15 protein-coding genes and 1 tRNA gene are annotated in these 15,773 nt (G+C 50.3%); 6 read left to right on the forward strand and 10 right to left on the reverse strand.

The genetic code is table 11. From position 1 onward, the window contains the following. The first annotated feature begins 17 nt into the window (after window positions 1-17). The 4 genes from GKC03_02200 to GKC03_02215 all read left to right on the forward strand — a co-directional run bounded on the left by GKC03_02200 (window position 18) and on the right by GKC03_02215 (window position 3,592). Window positions 18-398 carry a dihydroneopterin aldolase gene (locus GKC03_02200; GenBank protein ID NYT11347.1) on the forward strand — a complete coding sequence of 127 codons (381 nt, stop codon included), beginning with the start codon at window positions 18-20 and terminating at the stop codon, window positions 396-398. Between the two features lie 191 nt (window positions 399-589). Continuing rightward, the gene (locus tag GKC03_02205; protein ID NYT11348.1) at window positions 590-1,135 is read left to right on the forward strand and encodes an NTPase; all 546 of its coding nucleotides are present in this window, start codon (window positions 590-592) and stop codon (window positions 1,133-1,135) included. Window positions 1,136-1,179: 44 nt separating this feature from the next. Further along, window positions 1,180-2,235 (forward strand): tRNA (guanine(10)-N(2))-dimethyltransferase, encoded by a 1,056-nt coding sequence (locus GKC03_02210; protein NYT11349.1) that lies wholly within the window; start codon window positions 1,180-1,182, stop codon window positions 2,233-2,235. Between the two features lie 52 nt (window positions 2,236-2,287). Further along, window positions 2,288-3,592: an adenylosuccinate synthase gene (locus GKC03_02215; protein NYT11350.1), complete on the forward strand. Its 1,305-nt coding sequence runs from the start codon at window positions 2,288-2,290 to the stop codon at window positions 3,590-3,592. Here the strand turns inward: GKC03_02215 and GKC03_02220 are convergent. Next, window positions 3,589-4,851 (reverse strand): UbiD family decarboxylase, encoded by a 1,263-nt coding sequence (locus tag GKC03_02220; protein NYT11351.1) that lies wholly within the window; start codon window positions 4,849-4,851, stop codon window positions 3,589-3,591. The two genes, GKC03_02215 and GKC03_02220, sit on opposite strands and share 4 nt — an antisense overlap. 218 nt (window positions 4,852-5,069) lie before the next feature. Here GKC03_02220 and GKC03_02225 point away from each other — a divergent pair, with 218 nt between their 5' ends. Next, window positions 5,070-6,755: a glutamate--tRNA ligase gene (locus GKC03_02225; protein NYT11352.1), complete on the forward strand. Its 1,686-nt coding sequence runs from the start codon at window positions 5,070-5,072 to the stop codon at window positions 6,753-6,755. 1 nt (window position 6,756) lies between these two features. On the opposite strand, the gene feoB is transcribed toward GKC03_02225, so the two are convergent. The 8 genes from feoB to GKC03_02265 form a co-directional block, all read right to left on the reverse strand. Beyond that, window positions 6,757-8,667 (reverse strand): ferrous iron transport protein B, encoded by a 1,911-nt coding sequence (gene feoB / locus GKC03_02230; GenBank protein ID NYT11353.1) that lies wholly within the window; start codon window positions 8,665-8,667, stop codon window positions 6,757-6,759. A 5-nt stretch (window positions 8,668-8,672) separates the two neighbouring features. After that, window positions 8,673-9,332, reverse strand: coding sequence for a metal-dependent transcriptional regulator (locus GKC03_02235; GenBank protein ID NYT11354.1), 660 nt, complete (start codon window positions 9,330-9,332; stop codon window positions 8,673-8,675). 75 nt (window positions 9,333-9,407) lie between these two features. Next, the gene (locus GKC03_02240; GenBank protein NYT11355.1) at window positions 9,408-10,448 is read right to left on the reverse strand and encodes a radical SAM protein; all 1,041 of its coding nucleotides are present in this window, start codon (window positions 10,446-10,448) and stop codon (window positions 9,408-9,410) included. Next, window positions 10,433-11,830 carry a cysteine--tRNA ligase gene (locus GKC03_02245; protein ID NYT11356.1) on the reverse strand — a complete coding sequence of 466 codons (1,398 nt, stop codon included), beginning with the start codon at window positions 11,828-11,830 and terminating at the stop codon, window positions 10,433-10,435. The genes GKC03_02240 and GKC03_02245 overlap by 16 nt, the downstream gene beginning before the upstream one ends. A gap of 103 nt (window positions 11,831-11,933) precedes the next feature. Continuing rightward, the gene (gene cysE, locus GKC03_02250) at window positions 11,934-12,578 is read right to left on the reverse strand and encodes a serine O-acetyltransferase (protein ID NYT11357.1); all 645 of its coding nucleotides are present in this window, start codon (window positions 12,576-12,578) and stop codon (window positions 11,934-11,936) included. A gap of 175 nt (window positions 12,579-12,753) precedes the next feature. Then, window positions 12,754-13,677 carry a cysteine synthase A gene (cysK, locus tag GKC03_02255; protein ID NYT11358.1) on the reverse strand — a complete coding sequence of 308 codons (924 nt, stop codon included), beginning with the start codon at window positions 13,675-13,677 and terminating at the stop codon, window positions 12,754-12,756. Window positions 13,678-13,698: 21 nt separating this feature from the next. Then, window positions 13,699-14,109 carry a universal stress protein gene (locus GKC03_02260; protein ID NYT11359.1) on the reverse strand — a complete coding sequence of 137 codons (411 nt, stop codon included), beginning with the start codon at window positions 14,107-14,109 and terminating at the stop codon, window positions 13,699-13,701. Window positions 14,110-14,210: 101 nt separating this feature from the next. After that, window positions 14,211-14,298, reverse strand: a tRNA-Cys gene (locus GKC03_02265). A gap of 114 nt (window positions 14,299-14,412) precedes the next feature. On the opposite strand from GKC03_02265, the gene GKC03_02270 reads away from it, so the two are divergent. After that, window positions 14,413-15,276 (forward strand): hypothetical protein, encoded by an 864-nt coding sequence (locus GKC03_02270; protein ID NYT11360.1) that lies wholly within the window; start codon window positions 14,413-14,415, stop codon window positions 15,274-15,276. Here GKC03_02270 and GKC03_02275 read toward each other — a convergent pair. Beyond that, the gene (locus GKC03_02275) at window positions 15,265-15,702 is read right to left on the reverse strand and encodes a hypothetical protein (protein NYT11361.1); all 438 of its coding nucleotides are present in this window, start codon (window positions 15,700-15,702) and stop codon (window positions 15,265-15,267) included. The genes GKC03_02270 and GKC03_02275 overlap by 12 nt on opposite strands. Window positions 15,703-15,773 lie beyond the last annotated feature (71 nt).

Here is a 15,773-nt window from a genome sequence, read left to right on the forward strand (position 1 = left end):
GAAAAGAGGTAAATCCTATGTCCAGACGGGAAGAATTGGCTTCCAAGTACTTCCAATGCGATATAAGGGAACGAGCAGCTTTCGAGGCTGGAATCAAGTTGGGGACGATCTATCATCAATTCGTTGGAACACCGGTAGCATCGTCGAATGTCGCTAGCCTGGAGAAGGCCATCGAGGAAGGAGTCATGGTGCAGCCGTTCGTCGAGAAAGTCAAGGTGTGTATCGATAGAACCCAACTTAGGGAGAAGAAGAATAAGTTCGATTACCAGAGCCTTACCGGGAGCATGATCAGTGTTGAGCTCACTATCAAGGTGGATGAGGTTCTCGTGATCGCTGTGATGCGATATATCGAGGAATTGAACTATCCCTTGATGTACATCAAGGAGATACTTGATTGAGCGGTTGAATGAGTCGCCCCTATCGCTGATCTACCGCCGATCTGATATTAACGGTGATGGGTTCGAATTTCATTCACCCAGGGATTTACTTTCTTGCACAAAGATAATTAAGAAGAAGTAGCATATCGGATGGCGTTGGTTTGAGGTTCCGAGGGGAGACGATTATCTTGCTTTCTTTACGGTGAATTTATATGAATCGAGGCATGAAGATAGGTATTACTGGTCTTCCCGGAGCGGGGAAGACCCATGCTTTGCTTAAAGTTATTGAGATGCTTGAGGCAGAGGAGCTGAAGGTGGGTGGAATGATAACCCAGCCCATCATAGAGGACAAGAAACGAACTGGATTTCATGTGATAGATTGGCAAACAAAAGAAAAAGCGGTCCTGGCCCATGTTGATATCCAGAGCAAGTTCATGGTCGGCAAGTTCGGTGTGGACCTTAATGCCTTGGAAGAGGTGGGAGTCGCTTCTCTTCGCAGAGCTAGTCGGGAATCAGATGTCATTGTAATAGACGAGGTGGGAAGAATGGAAGTTGAGAGCCCATCTTTCGTGAAGGCAGTCAAGGAAGCCTTGGAAGTTGAAAAACCAATCATCCTAACACTTCACAAGAAATCCAGAAACCCACTTCTTCAGGATATTAGAAGAAGAGATGATGTTCGAATTTTAGAAGTTACACCAATAAACAGGAATCTTCTCCCATACAAGATTATGAAACTCATGAAGGGAGAACTGCTGTGAGTCCTTTTCTTGAAAGAATCGAAATCAGAGAAGGACAAACGAAATTGGAGATCCCTGAAGACCATTCAATTAACGGCCCTGGAAAAAGGGTCGGCAAGGTCTTCTATAACAGGCAAATGGGGTTCAACAGGGACGTTTCCGTGTGCCTGTTCCCCGCCCTCGATCTTAAGGGAAGAACCGCCCTTGATGCTATGGCAGGCACCGGTGCCAGAGGTGTCCGTATCGCGAACGAGGCGGAAGGCGGTTTCGATATTTGGATAAACGATGCGGTACCAGAGGCCTATGAGATAATCGAAAGGAATATTGAGCTGAATGATCTTGAGAATGCCTCCCCAATCAACGAAGATCTGAGATGTCTCTTGACCAAGCGAGTGTTCGACTACGTGGATATCGACCCTTTCGGTTCTCCCGTGCCCTATCTCCATTCGGCGATAATCGGATGCAAGAGGAACGGAATCCTTGCGGCTACAGCGACTGATACCGCCCCGCTTGCCGGTACCTATCCCAAGAAGTGCGTTCGAAGATATGGAGCCAGACCTCTGAGGTGCAGGTTCGGCCACGAGGTCGGCCTTCGCATACTCATTGGACATATTGTCAGAGAAGCCGCAAAATATGATCGCGGGGTCGATCCCATACTATGTTTCTACGCAGACCATTATTTCCGCGTCCATCTGAAGATGAGAGAAGGCGGTGGAAGTGCGGATAAGAGCCTGGATCTACTGGGCTTTATTGAATATGAGACTGAAACTGGCAGGAGAACTCTGTCTAAAGATCCCGGACCGACGAATTATGGACCGTTGTGGATCGGTCCCTTATTCGATCCATTGATTCTTGGCTCCATGGAGTCTGGTATAGAGCTCGCAGAACCGAGGAGGATGGAGAAGATGCTAGAGACTTGGAGAAATGAGCTGGATATTCCATTCTTCTACGATAGCGACGAGGTCTCTGCCATATTGGGAATGTCCCCTCCCCCACTGGACGCGATTCTCGAGAAACTTGGAGAAAGAGGCAATGTATCACGCACGCATTTCTCCCCAACAGGATTCAAGACCGAAATGGATTTCGATGAATTGCTCGATTCCTTCAAGGAACTAGTATGACCTGTAGCGAACCATTTATCTATTCCTCGCATTATGGCTAACTGGTGACTAAATGCCGACTCTGGCTGTCGTAGGGACCCAATGGGGTGACGAGGGAAAGGGCAAGATCACTGATTATCTGGCCGAGGATGCCGATATGGTGGTCAGGTTCCAGGGGGGAACGAACGCTGGACACACCATAGGAATCGGGGACGAGGTGTTCAAACTTCACTTACTTCCATCAGGCATACTCAGAAAGGGAACCGTTTCAGTCATAGCTAACGGTGTCGTATGTGACCTGGAGGAGTTGGGAGAGGAGATAGAACAGGTGGTCTCCTCCGGAAGGAGCGTGGAGGGCCTGAGAATCTCGGACCGGGCTGCAGTCATCCTCCCTTATCACAAGATCCTGGACGGCGCGGAGGAGCGTTACAGGGGCAAGAAAGGAGTAGGCACTACCGGAAGAGGTATTGGCCCCTGCTACGCCGATAAGATCGCCCGATATGGGATCAGGGTTGGCGACCTTCTGGAACCGGATTATCTGTCAGAACGGTTAGACATGCTTCATGTAATCAAGGAGAAGCTAATCGAAATCCTGGGGGGGGAGGTTCCGGATCGTGATGAGGTAATGAAGGACCTACTTGGTTTCGGTGAATCTTACGGAAAATACATTACAGATACCTCGGTCCTGATCAACGATTTCATTTCCAAGGGCCACAAGGTGCTTTTTGAGGGTGCCCAGGGAACAATGCTTGATATCGATCATGGTACATTTCCGTTCGTCACATCGTCCAACTGCGTCTCTGGAGGCATTTGCTCTGGAGCAGGAGTACCTCCCACAGCGATTGGCGAGATCGTGGGCATAGTCAAGGCTTACACGACAAGAGTGGGCAGCGGACCATTCCCCACTGAGTTACACGGAGACCTGGGAGAGCATCTCCTTAGAAAGGGCGGAGAGTTCGGGACCACAACAGGCCGCGCCAGGAGATGCGGATGGTTGGACCTGGTCATAGTGAACCACGCCATCAGGTTGAGCGGGATCAGTCAAATAGCTGTCACGAAACTTGATGTCCTAAACGGGTTGGAGAGTGTGAAGGTGGCCACTGCCTACGAGATAGATGGAGAGGAAACCAGATATTTCCCAGCCAGCCTGAACCGGCTGGCAAAGGTCGAGCCCATCATGACGGAGATGGATGGATGGGAAGATTGGGAAGAGAGCTCGATCGATATCGCCCGCAAGGGAATCGATGCCCTTCCCATGGAGATGAGGGATTACCTGGCGTTCATTGAGAAAGAGACGGGGGTTAAGGCCACGATACTAGGGATCGGGCCTAAGAGAGAAGAGACCATCGATCTTGACAGAGACCGCTGGACACACTAGAGGATGGCTTTGTCAAACTCGTCGGTCCACATAGGTTTGGTAGCGTCAATGCCCACCTTTGAAGTCAATCCAGTCGAGCTTGGATCAAGAGAGGACCCGGCAGCGTCGTTGATAACGACCATATCACTTGATGCCTGGAATCTGGTTGCCACCGCCCATTCTACCGCTTGATCATCGTATACGTCAACATCCCCGTCCACCACCGTCACCTTCTTCATGGAGGGGTGACCTGTGAAGGCAGCCATTATCGCGTTTTTCCCATCACCTTCCTTGTTCTTGGTAATGGATACGACGCCATGCAACCAGCAGCATCCCCCTTCTGTCAGTCTGACCTCGTGGACACGTGGCACCACTTGCCTGACCGTCTTGAATATGATCGGTTCACGGGGCATGCCCATGAGCAGATAGTGCTCCAGTCCTCCCGGAAGAACGATGTGAAATATGGGATGATCACGGTGATGAATGCGATCTATTTCGACCACCGGCTGCTCCCTAATCCGGTCGTAAGTGCCCGTGATGTCTACGAAGGGGCCCTCATTAGTCGTCTGTGAGGTAATGCGCCCTTCTAGAACGTACTCGGCATAAGCAGGTACTGGAAGACCTCCATTGGAACGGGCGATTTCTACCCGCTGTCCCAGACCTGATCGTCTCAAGGCGCTCGCTATCTCCATCTCGTCTTGACCAAAGTCTACGGAAGAAGCTCCAGCCAGAAGTATGGACGGGCATACGCCTATGCAGAATGCCACAGGAAGATCCTCTCCCCTTTCTATAGCGATACGATGCATTGTGAAAAGGTGCCTTGGCACAAGGCGGATGGCGAACCTCCTATCGTCAAGAAGCATCATCCTGTGGAAAGATAGATTCCTTCTCCCGTCCTGTTCGGCAATGGCCACTGCCGAGGTTATGTACCTTCCGCCGTCCCCAGGAAAGAACTTGGGAATGGGAAGATCCCTGAGATCAAAGTCTTCCATCACATTCTGTCGGAAGGGGGCATCATCCACCTCCACGGTCTTCTCCGGAGAGGAAAGAGCGTTGAGTAAATTACCAAGAATCTCTCCGGGTTGCATACCTAGTGCCTTGGCAATCCTCGTCCTGTCGGTCCAGAGGTTGGCAATCGCCTCATTACCGTTGAGGTTGAGGAAGTGTATGGGGCTCTTTGGGTTCTCGAGCATGATCCGGGTTGCTTCAAGGTCAACAGAAACCTCATTCTCCACCGTGATCGTCTCCTCCGATCCTGTGATGGCAGCCCTTAGGGACATGGTTCCCGAATCCCACTCAGAGGTATATTAATCATCCATTCATTTGTTGGCTTGAGAATCCTTCTTCACCCATTCAAGATATCACAAAATTCAATTCGATTCTTGGGAAGTTGAGGGTAGAACTGGTCAGCCTTGAATAGATAGTACAGGCGGCCATCCTTTCAAAGACCTAACTGGCCATCGAAAGTTACAATAGGTCAATCGTGAATGGCCGTTTGATGGCCGAGGATACTGAGCAGATCATAAGGAAGTACGCTCTCCAGAATGCGGTACTGTATAAGGGAAAGGCCAATCCCAAGGCAGTCGTGGGGAAGGTGTTGGCTGAAACCCCAGAGCTGAGACCAAGGGCCAAGGAGCTAATGTCACTGACACAGGATATTGTGGATGAGATCAATTCAATGACCCCCGAGAATCGGATAAAGGCCCTGGGGGAGATAGACGCTTCCCTTCTCGTCAAGCAGAAGGGGGAAAGAGCATCCCGTCTTCCAGATCTGCCCGGCGCTGAGAGCGGAAAGGTGGTCATGAGATTCGCTCCTGGGCCTTCTGGTCCTTTGCACATCGGCCATTCCAGGGTGGCCATCCTGAATGATGAGTACGTGAAGAGATACAATGGCAAATTCATCAACAGGATGGAGGATACCAACCCAGACAAGATTGATCCAGAAGCTTATCGGATGATACCCGAGGACCTCGAATGGTTGGGTGTCGATGTCCACGAAACAATCATTCAGAGCGAGAGATTCGAACTATATTACCAAGTAACGAAGGAACTGCTAGAACTAGGTAAAGCTTACATATGCTATTGCCAGGCAGAGGATTGGAGGTCTCTCAAGGAGAAATCAAGAGCTTGCCCTCACCGGGACTTACCTATAGAGGAACAGCTTGAATCATACGAACGAATTCTCGCTGGAGATTACGCAGAGGGAGAGGCCGTGGTGGTCATCAAGACCGATCTCCGTCATCCAAACCCCGCTATCCGGGATTTCATAGGTCTTAGAATCGTGGACAAACCCCATCCAAGAACAGGTGATAGATATCACGCTTACCCAATGATGAATCTCAGTGTTGCAGTGGATGATCATACGTTGGGACTTACACACGTGCTCAGGGGTAAGGATCATCTCAACAATACTCTGAGGCAGGAGTATATCTTCAACTATCTGGGATGGAAAATGCCCTGGTATCACCACTACGGATTCGTTTCCATTCCAGAGGCTGTCTTGAAGACCTCGGTCGTCAGGGAAGGTATCAACAAGGGGGAGTTCACAGGCTGGGATGATGTGCGTCTGGGAACCTTCCGCTCGCTCAGGCGAAGGGGGATTCAACCGGAGGCGATAAGAGCATACTGGGTGGATGTAGGCATGAAGGACGTGGACATCCAATTCTCATGGGAGAACCTCTACGCTTTCAACAAGGAGATTGTGGATCCGGAGGCCAACAGATACTTCTTCGTCTGGAACCCAGTAAAGATCAGGATAGAAGGGGTGAACGATCTGACGTCAAGGGCGCCATTGCATCCTGATCATCCTGAGAGAGGAGCACGGATCACTGAGCTCCATGGTGATCCTATCGAGATACTGCTTACACCTGAGGACCATTGCCTACTGGTAGAGAATGGCAGGATAAGGTTGAAGGACCTCTGCAACCTGGAATACGTTGACGGAAAAGCCTGTTACATCGGCAATGACCTCTCTATAGTAAAAGAAGGAGCCAGGATAGTGCACTGGACAACAGTTGACGGGCCGAGGTGCGAGGTCATAGAGCCAGATGGGATCATCAAGAAAGGTGTTTCAGAGTCATTACCAGATCATGAAGTTGGAGAAGTGGTCCAGTTCGAGCGCTTCGGTTTCTGCATGATCGAGCAGACAACCCCGATTGTGAAAGCGGTCTACTCCCATCGTTGATTCATCCGAATACCTGTAAAATGAAATTGAATATTGTCCCCAGAGTAAAGGCTATGGTTATGGAACCAAGGGTTATCTTCATCGCGTCCTTCATACCAAATTCTGACCTAAGGACGGCGAACGCCGCAATGCAGGGCATGAAGGTGGCCATCACCAAAGCGAATACGAACATCTGCTGGGGATCGAGTACCAAAGCAAGATTGGTAGTTCCGAACAACACTACCAGCAGCTGAAGGGCCATCTCCTTTCTGAGTACTCCGAAGATGAGTGCGATAATTGTGACCGCTGGCAACCCCAGAAGTCCGACGGTAAGCCATGTGAAGGGCTCGACCAAGCCGTCAAGGATACCGTATACCATCAGGAACTCGAGTACGATGCTTCCAACCAGTAGAAGTGGGAATGCTATGAGGAAGAACTCTGAGACTCTGACCCATGTTTTCCAGAGCACGTTCTTTGCCCTCGGGATGGTCAGATCAGGAAGCTGAATGGCTAGACTCGTTGGTTCGAACTTCATGTACTTGTTCATCAACCTACCAAGCACAAGGACAAGTCCAAAAAGAATGAGATAGATGCCCAGAGCATAGCCAAGTCCAGCATAGTGGCCGACGGTTCCAATGATGATCACGGTCTGGGCTGAGCACGGTATGGCAACCACCGTGATCACCGCCAGTATCAGCCTCTCCCTCCTGGAATCAATGACCCTTGAGGCAAGAATTGCCGGTACATTGCATCCCAAGCCCACGATCATGGGAATGATTGCCCTTCCATGCAGTCCGATACGATGCATCAGACCATCCAGCATGACCACGACCCTGGGCAGATAACCTGAATCTTCCAAGATTCCAAGAATAAGATAGAATACTAGGATGTAAGGTATGACGATGGCCAATATGGCCTGGATACTCAGATTGATGCCTTCGGCTATAGCTTCTCCCGCTTTCCCGCCAATGAGGTCCGCGAGGTTTTGGAAGAAATTGCCCACAATGGCATGATATGCATCGAGGATCAGCCCTTCGAGGGCACCTCCCACATAGACTACAGAAAGAAAGATACCAGCCAGAATCAGAACGAGAAGGGGAAGTCCCGTCACTGGTTGGAGTGTGAACCGAGATATCTTCTCCTTCAAACCAGGAGGCTTTTCTATCTTCCTGACCACATTTGATTTGATCTTGCCGGCTTCCCCGTATCGATCACGGCCGATATGGACATCGATGGTCTCCTCATGCTGCTTCTTGAAACCCTCGGTGAGATCTTTTGCCTTGGCCTTGGTCTCTTCAGAGAACTGCCCGGTGAAGAACAGGTTACCCTCTAGGAGCTTGAGGAGAGCCCCCCTCGTGGGGAAATCCACCGCGTCTTTCTCAGCCTCAGGAGTAAGATTGTCCAGTATCTCTTCGATGTGGCTGTCATAGTGTACCTTGAATTCCGAAACTCGAACGTCTTCGAGGCATGCCGTTTCACAGAGGGCGTCCACTCCCTCTCCAGTGATAGCAACGGTCGGAAAGAAAGGCACTCCTATTTCCTCGGAAAGGCGTTCGATGTCTATCTCGAACCTTTCTCGAGCCATGTCCATGAAGTTCAGGGCAACGACCAGCCTGAACCCCATCTCGATCATTTGCAGGATGAGAACGAGGCTCTGCTCCAATCTTGTAGCATCTGCTACCGCAATGACGCAGTCAGCTCCATTCTCAGCGAGGAATCGAAGTGTAACCTCCTCATCCTCACTTGATCCGGAGAGTGAATATGTACCAGGTAGATCAACGACCTCGATCGTCTTACCCTTGCAGGTCACCTTTCCCTCGAATATCTCGACGGTTGTCCCGGGATAGTTTGAGGAAATGACCCCTACTCCGGTGATACGGTTGAAAAGCATCGATTTTCCGACATTGGGGTTGCCGACAAGGGCGATCCTCAAACTGATCACCTTCTAACGTGGATGAGGTCCGCAAAATTCCTTGCCAGTGCGACCTTGCACTCGTCAAGCATAACGAGGAGGGGGCCGCCCATCGGAATCTCCTCCTCCATCTTCACCTTCCTCCCTGGAACAAACCCCATCGAGATGAGTCTCCTTACCTTGCCTGGGTGTTCACAGATGAGATAGGTAATCGTGGCCTCTTCCCCCTCACTCAACTCACTCAGAGAAATGGTCGGTTCTCCTCTGCAGATCTCGCAGTCGTCGTTGCATTCCTCGAAAGGTTTTTCAAACCTGCAAGTACTGGGTTCCTGCACCATCTGACATATCTTCTTCATTGATTCATCTGAAATAATATGTTCGAGACGGCAGGCTTCCTCATGACTCTTATCTCTCTTAATTCCCAGGACTTCTGTGAGGAACTTCTCCAGGAGACGATGTCTTCTCCTGACCCTCCTTCCCTCCCTCATGCCCATATCGGTCAATGTTGCTCCCTTGTACTTCTCGTAGTGAATGTAACCCTGTTCCGAGAGCTTTCCCAGCATCTCGGACACACTCGCGGGGGAGATCTTGAGCTTCTGGGCTATGTCCTTGGTCTTGGCAGCCTGATGTCGCCGGGTCAAGACGTAGATGGCTTCGAGATAATCCTCTGTACTCTCACTGACCATCAACAGAAAATAGGCATGCCTAATATTTAATATTTCGGTGAACCTAAACTCTTATCCTGGCTCCTACTAGTTGATTCAGAGATCCTTGAACGGTACCAGATCACAACAGGTGCATTCATGGCACATCGTCTTGAATTTCAATGGGGACATACCATAGATGATGAATGCATTTTCGGCTTCCTGAGCTAGCTTGACCATTCTTTCTGGGGTAACGGGCTCTAGAAGGCCGAGAGTTTCCTCCAGCGCTGGCCTGTTCCTGTCGTCGATCTTCAAAGCTCGGAGGGTAGCGACACAGCCCATCTTGGCCAGGAACTCAACCCCTTCGATCACGTTTTCGTCCGTTTCTCCCAGACCGTATATGATATTCGAACAGACGTTTCCCCTCCCAAAAACGGATACGGCGAACTTGATGGCCTTGACAATATGCTCAAAATTCATCTTTCCGCAGACCTTCTTGAAGATTTCTTGATCGAAAGTCTCGATGTTGATCTTGATCTCGTCGGCCCCGGCCGCCTTCAACCGATTGATGTCCTGGAAATCATCGATATAAGGCTCAACCCCGATGGGAACCTCAGGACCCAGCTTCTCCCTCACGACACTGATAATATAAGCCATTCTCATGACGGTTTTATGTGGATCGTCGGGAACGGCGCTTGTGAGTGCCACTCCCTTGAAATCAGGCCTGGTTGAGGCCTCAAGTATCATGCCAATTACCTTTTCGGGGTCCAGATTCTTTGTATAATCCTTTTCAAGTCTTGGTGAATTGCAGAATTTGCAGTCGTAGATGCATTCCTGACTCAGATTGAAGAACGCCTGCTGAGGCGCATGATAGAGAACCGGTTGGATCTCCACCTCTTCCAGAAAGGGTTTTCCCTTCCAGAGAAGTTTGTATGGAGTCACGTTCCCAACCAGCTCGAACTCCCCCTTATCATTGGAGATGGCCTTCTTCACCCGGGTTCCCTTAAAACCGATCACAATGGAGGGATGCCCCGCTCCTGGTCCAGCGGTCGATCTGCTCAGTCTGAAAGGTGGCTTGAAGTTCTCAGGGACCTTGATGGAGCCTCCAGTGATCAAAACGGCCTTCTTGTAGGCAACACTGTTCAAGTCCACTTCCACTTGACTCCCTCCGCCGTATCTTCAACCTTGACCCCACTCTCAGCGAGACGGTCTCTGATCTCGTCAGCCAGGTCAAACGCTTTTCTCTTCCTGAGTTCCTGCCTGATATCTATCAGTATCTGCACGATAGCGTCTGCCTCGCCTGATGTGGTGCTCTCGGAGGGAAGTATTCCCAGTACCTCGTCCATGTTCTCAAGTGCTTCGAGTAGATTCGAAGCACCCTTCTTGCTGAGCCGGTCTTCGGAGATCAGCCTGTTCAGCTCCCTCACCATCTCAAAAATCGCAGAAATAGCCGCTCGGGTGTTGAAATCATCGTCCATGTTCTCTTCGAATTCTATCAGCACATTGCTCACAAGCTGTTCTGCGTCTTCTTCACCCACTCCGTTCTCTGCCACATTCTTCAGCTCGAAATAGGCATTTTGAAGTCTCTTGTGAGAAGAAGCTGCCTCCTCAAGAGCCAAATCGCTGTAGCTCAGAGGACCACGGTAATGGGTATTGAGCAGGTAGAATCTGACCTCTTCCTTACTGAAGCGCTCAAGTGTCTGCCTGATCGTGAAGAAGTTCTTCAACGATTTGGACATCTTCTCATCCTGGATCTGAAGCATACCGTTGTGAAGCCAGTAATTTGCAAGCTTCTCACCAGTAGCAGCCTCTGTCTGAAGAATCTCATCCTCATGATGTGGGAATATCAGATCGTTACCGCCCCCGTGGATGTCTATGAGGTCTCCAAGGTACTTTGAGCACATAGCCGAGCACTCGATGTGCCAACCGGGCCTGCCCTTTCCCCAAGGGGTATCCCAGGCCACTTCCCCGGGCTTTGCCGCCTTCCAGAGTGCGAAGTCCATGGGATTCCGCTTTCCATCCTCGATGTCGACACGGGTTCCTGAGACCATGTCTTCCAGCTTCTGGCCGGTGAGACGACCGTAGTTTTCGACTTTGTCCACTGAGAAATAGACAGAGCCATCTTCCGCAACGTAAGCATAACCATTGTCCATTATCTTCGCGATCATGTCGATTATATCCTGGATGCACTCCGATGCCTTCGGGTAGATATCGGCTCTCTTGACGCCCAGGGAATTCACATCCTCGAAGTACTTGTTTATGTACCTCTTGGACAGCTCCAGGGCGGGGATGCCTTCCTCCGCCGCCCTGTTTATGATCTTGTCATCAATATCCGTGAAATTCGTTACGTGGGTGACATCGTAACCTTTCCATCGAAGGTATCTGACGATCATATCGAAGACCACGATGGAACGTGCGTGACCCATGTGCATGTCATCGTACACCGTCATTCCGCAGACGTACATCTTGACCTTGTTGTCATCAATTGGTCTGAAGTCTTCTTTCTGCTTCGAGAGCGTGTTGTACATCTTCAGGGTCATCACCTTCGCCTCAGAATGCGAAGATTGTTCCAATTATATCTCATTTTTCATGCGCCATATCTGGATTGCTATTAGCAAACGAGATTCATCCAGGAGATAAGAATCATTTATCCTTATCAATGGCCTCTTCAAGGACAGAGATCCTGTGCTCGAGTTTGTGGATGGTGTCAACCATGTCCTTCATTGCGTCCAGAATAGGGTCGGGAATCTGGTCGTGCCTGAGGTCCACCTTTTTCTCACCCTGTCGCTTGACAACCTTACCCGGCACCCCTACGACTGTGGAATCCGGCGGAACATCCTTTACCACGACAGAGCCGGCTCCGATCTTGACATTCTCCCCAATGGTTATGTTGCCCAGTATGGTGGCGTCAGCACCAACTACCACATTATCTCTGATGGTGGGATGTCTCTTTCCCTTAGAAGTGCTCACGCCACCCAGCGTTACCCCCTGGAACACAGAGACATTGTCCCCGATCACGGTCGTCTCGCCGATTACTACTCCCGTTGCGTGATCGATGAAGAACCCTTTCCCTATCTGGGCACCAGGATGGATGTCGGCCCCCGTGAGGAAATGGGCGAAGTAGTTGAGAGCCCGCGCTATGGTTATCTTCCCATCGTTCCAGAAGCGATGGGAAATACGATAGATGATGACAGCGTGAACGCCCTGGCTAAAGAACATGGCTTCCTTGAACGAGCGAGGTGCTGGGTCCCTTTCAAGGACTGTGTAGACATCGTCCTTCCAGCTCATTGGAGTCAAGTCTCAAATAGCAATGTGGACTAATATCTTTTGGCTTCAATTCTATGACTGGGTATAGTATCTCTTTCTGCACTCGCAACACCAACCCAACCCCTCGATGAATACACAAATGCATAGGCTGGATACTATCAAATAAATGTAGGCGATCGATCAGAAATTGCCCAATTCATAGAGGAATATCAGACCAAAGCGGAGTTGATAGGTACCTCTCTCCACCGTCTGGAAGAAGCGCGAGAACGGTCTTCTTAGGTCCAAGCTCTCGTGCGATCTCCAAAGAGGCGAACAGTGCTGCACCAGAAGAAATTCCAACCATTATGCCTTCTTCCCTTGCCAACTTCCTGGCACAGTCGATCGCGTCCTCATCGTCAACGGTAATGACTCTGTCGACAACGTCCATGTCGAGGATGCTCGGTATGAAATTAGCTCCGATTCCCTGGATACCATGAGAACCCGACTTTCCTTGAGAGAGCAGAGGTGACCTGGCTGGTTCAACGGCCACCACCAATGTTCCAGGAGAGGCCCTCTTGAGGGCGCGTCCGACCCCTGTAATCGTCCCGCCTGTGCCGACTCCAGCCACGAACGCATCCAGATTTGGCACATCGGACAGTATCTCCTTGGATGTTGTCTCTTCGTGCACCTCCGGGTTTGCTGGATTCTCAAACTGCTGTGGCATGAAGGTATTAGGATCGGAATCGACTATTTCCTTGGCTCTCTCTACCGCCGAATTCATTCCACCTTCCGCCGAGGTCAGGATCAACTCTGCCCCAAGCGCCATCATCAGCTTCTTCCGCTCCTCGCTCATGCTCTCGGGCATCACTATTAGTAGATGGTATCCTTTGGCCGCGCAAACCATTGCTAATCCTATACCCGTATTTCCAGAAGTAGGTTCTACTACCGTCATTCCGGATTTCAGCTCCCCCCTTTCCTCGGCATCTTCTATCATGCCCAGAGCGACTCGGTCTTTTACCGAATGCATGGGATTGAAGGACTCGATCTTTAAAAGTACGGTGGCGTCGCCCGGAGCAGTAAGTTTATTCAGCCTCACCACCGGAGTATTTCCGACCGTGTCCAAGATCGAGTTAAATATCATCAATACACCCCAGGACTGCGTCTATGGCACAAGGATGACAGGTTTCTTGGCTTCCTTCATTACCTTCTCAGTGACACTGCCCATGAAGAGAGTCTCAATCACTCCATGGCCCTTGTAACCCATAACGATGCCATCGTACTTGTTTGACATCTCGACGATCACCTCGTCCGGATCGCCTATCTGAATGGACTCGATGTAATCGACACTGGCATCATTCAAAGCGTTGACCGCGAACTCAATTCGATGTTCGATGGCACTCCTTCGAATCTCCTGGTTATCATCCAGATGTTCAATCGCCTTCTTCTCTGGCACTACATGGAGCAAAGTGACCTTGATGTTGGAGCATGCTGCCAATCTGGCCAGGTAAGAGGCCGCTCTGTTTGAATTCTCTGATCCGTCAACACATAAAAGCATCAGCATCTTATTTTCCATGACTTCACCCCAGCTTCGTTGGATGTTGTTCACAATCATGACCTAACTCGGAGAAAATACTTTGGGTCGAACAGAAGGATTCAAAAGATGGGGGAAATTATTGGGGCCGGGACCGAGATTTGAACTCGGGTGTACGGATATCCACCACGTGGGCTGCAGTCCGCCACATAGCCGCTCTGTCATCCCGGCGTCTGATGGCCCATATCGAGTTATCAATTATCAATCTTTTCCTGGTCATATATCAATCATCCGCAGGCTCGATGACCGAATAAAGAAATATAGTCTCGATACGATGCGAGAGTGATGATCCCGGACCATTGCAAGGACGTTTCAATGAGGAGGGTGGACTTCGACCTCGATGCAGAGGAGATCGCCCATCAGATGAAAGGGCGAAAGGCATACACCAGGACGGATCACCTGATCCTCGTCAACGGTGAGGATATGGCCGTTGTCCGGGTCATGAAAGAGAATACCAAGGAGCTCTTCAAACCCATAATTGGTTTTGAGATAGTGTCCCTTCCAAATAACACAGTCTTTGTAAAGGATGAGAGAGTGGATGTGCTGAATCCATCTCATCTTGCGCGGTTGGCAGAGGAGCATGCTGGTAAGGTAGTGGTCGTGGAGGGGATGTTCAACCATGTCTCCTTCGTCAAAGACATTGTGCCAATCAAGCTCAGGGTGCTTGATACCGTACCCCCTAGCCCTTCGAAACTATCCTGCCTAGTTGAAAATGCCCTTGCATCAGGTTACATCGACCTCCCAATTCTCCCAATCTTGGAGGAGATCGATCTCAACGAGCTGGCAAAGGGTGTGAAAAATGAGGGAGTGATTTTCCCCTGTAAGGCATCAAACATGAGCTCGGACAAGAGGTATTTCTTTTTGGATGAGACACCAGAGCTGGACATCGAGACCGACCTGATAGGGTGTGACCTATCGGCCAGGATCTTCAGGTCCATATACAAAAAGGAACCTGGACTCGTCAACATATGCCCCTGGGACCTGGCGCCCAGAGATGGGATCCCTACGATCGTGAAATGCTGTAAGGTGAAGTCAGACCACTTGATAGATGAAAACATAGTTGTGGTTCAGTGGGGCGCTTCCGTGAGAGAGGTCACCGAGGCCATCAACGCCTTCTTCGATCAATGGGAAGTTGACTCAACTCCTTGAGAGTAGTCTAGCTTTCGAGATGCAGCTATACCCTTCTTCCAAACGCCCTACTCGACAGAGGGCCTCGCCTCTCACATAGAGCGCCTCAGCGTCCTCAGGGCATTCCTTGATGTGTTTGTCTAGCAGACCGAGAGAATGTTCAATAGATCCCCTCTCCAATAGATCCCTTGCCCTCTGGGCAACGGACCGCGTCTCCAAGAGCTTCTGCTCTCTTCCAGTCCTTGCATTCTCCACGATAATGTCCAGAGCATACCTGGAAAGCCAAGGGTACCTTGAGGCCAGGAGGTCCCGGAATTCTTCGACACCTTTCGGATCGAGCACTGCGGTGTTTCCTTTGAAAATGCTGTAAGGAACACTGATAGAAAGACTGCCATGTGTTATCTTGAAGTAACTTCTTCGGCTCTCGACAACATCGCTCAGTGACATTCCATACTTGTTATCCGCTCCTGATATGAATAATTGCTCCCTTGACTGCCTTGACAAGGATCCTGGGTACA

This window comes from Methanomassiliicoccales archaeon, assembly GCA_013415695.1.
Classification (GTDB): domain Archaea; phylum Thermoplasmatota; class Thermoplasmata; order Methanomassiliicoccales; family JAAEEP01; genus JAAEEP01.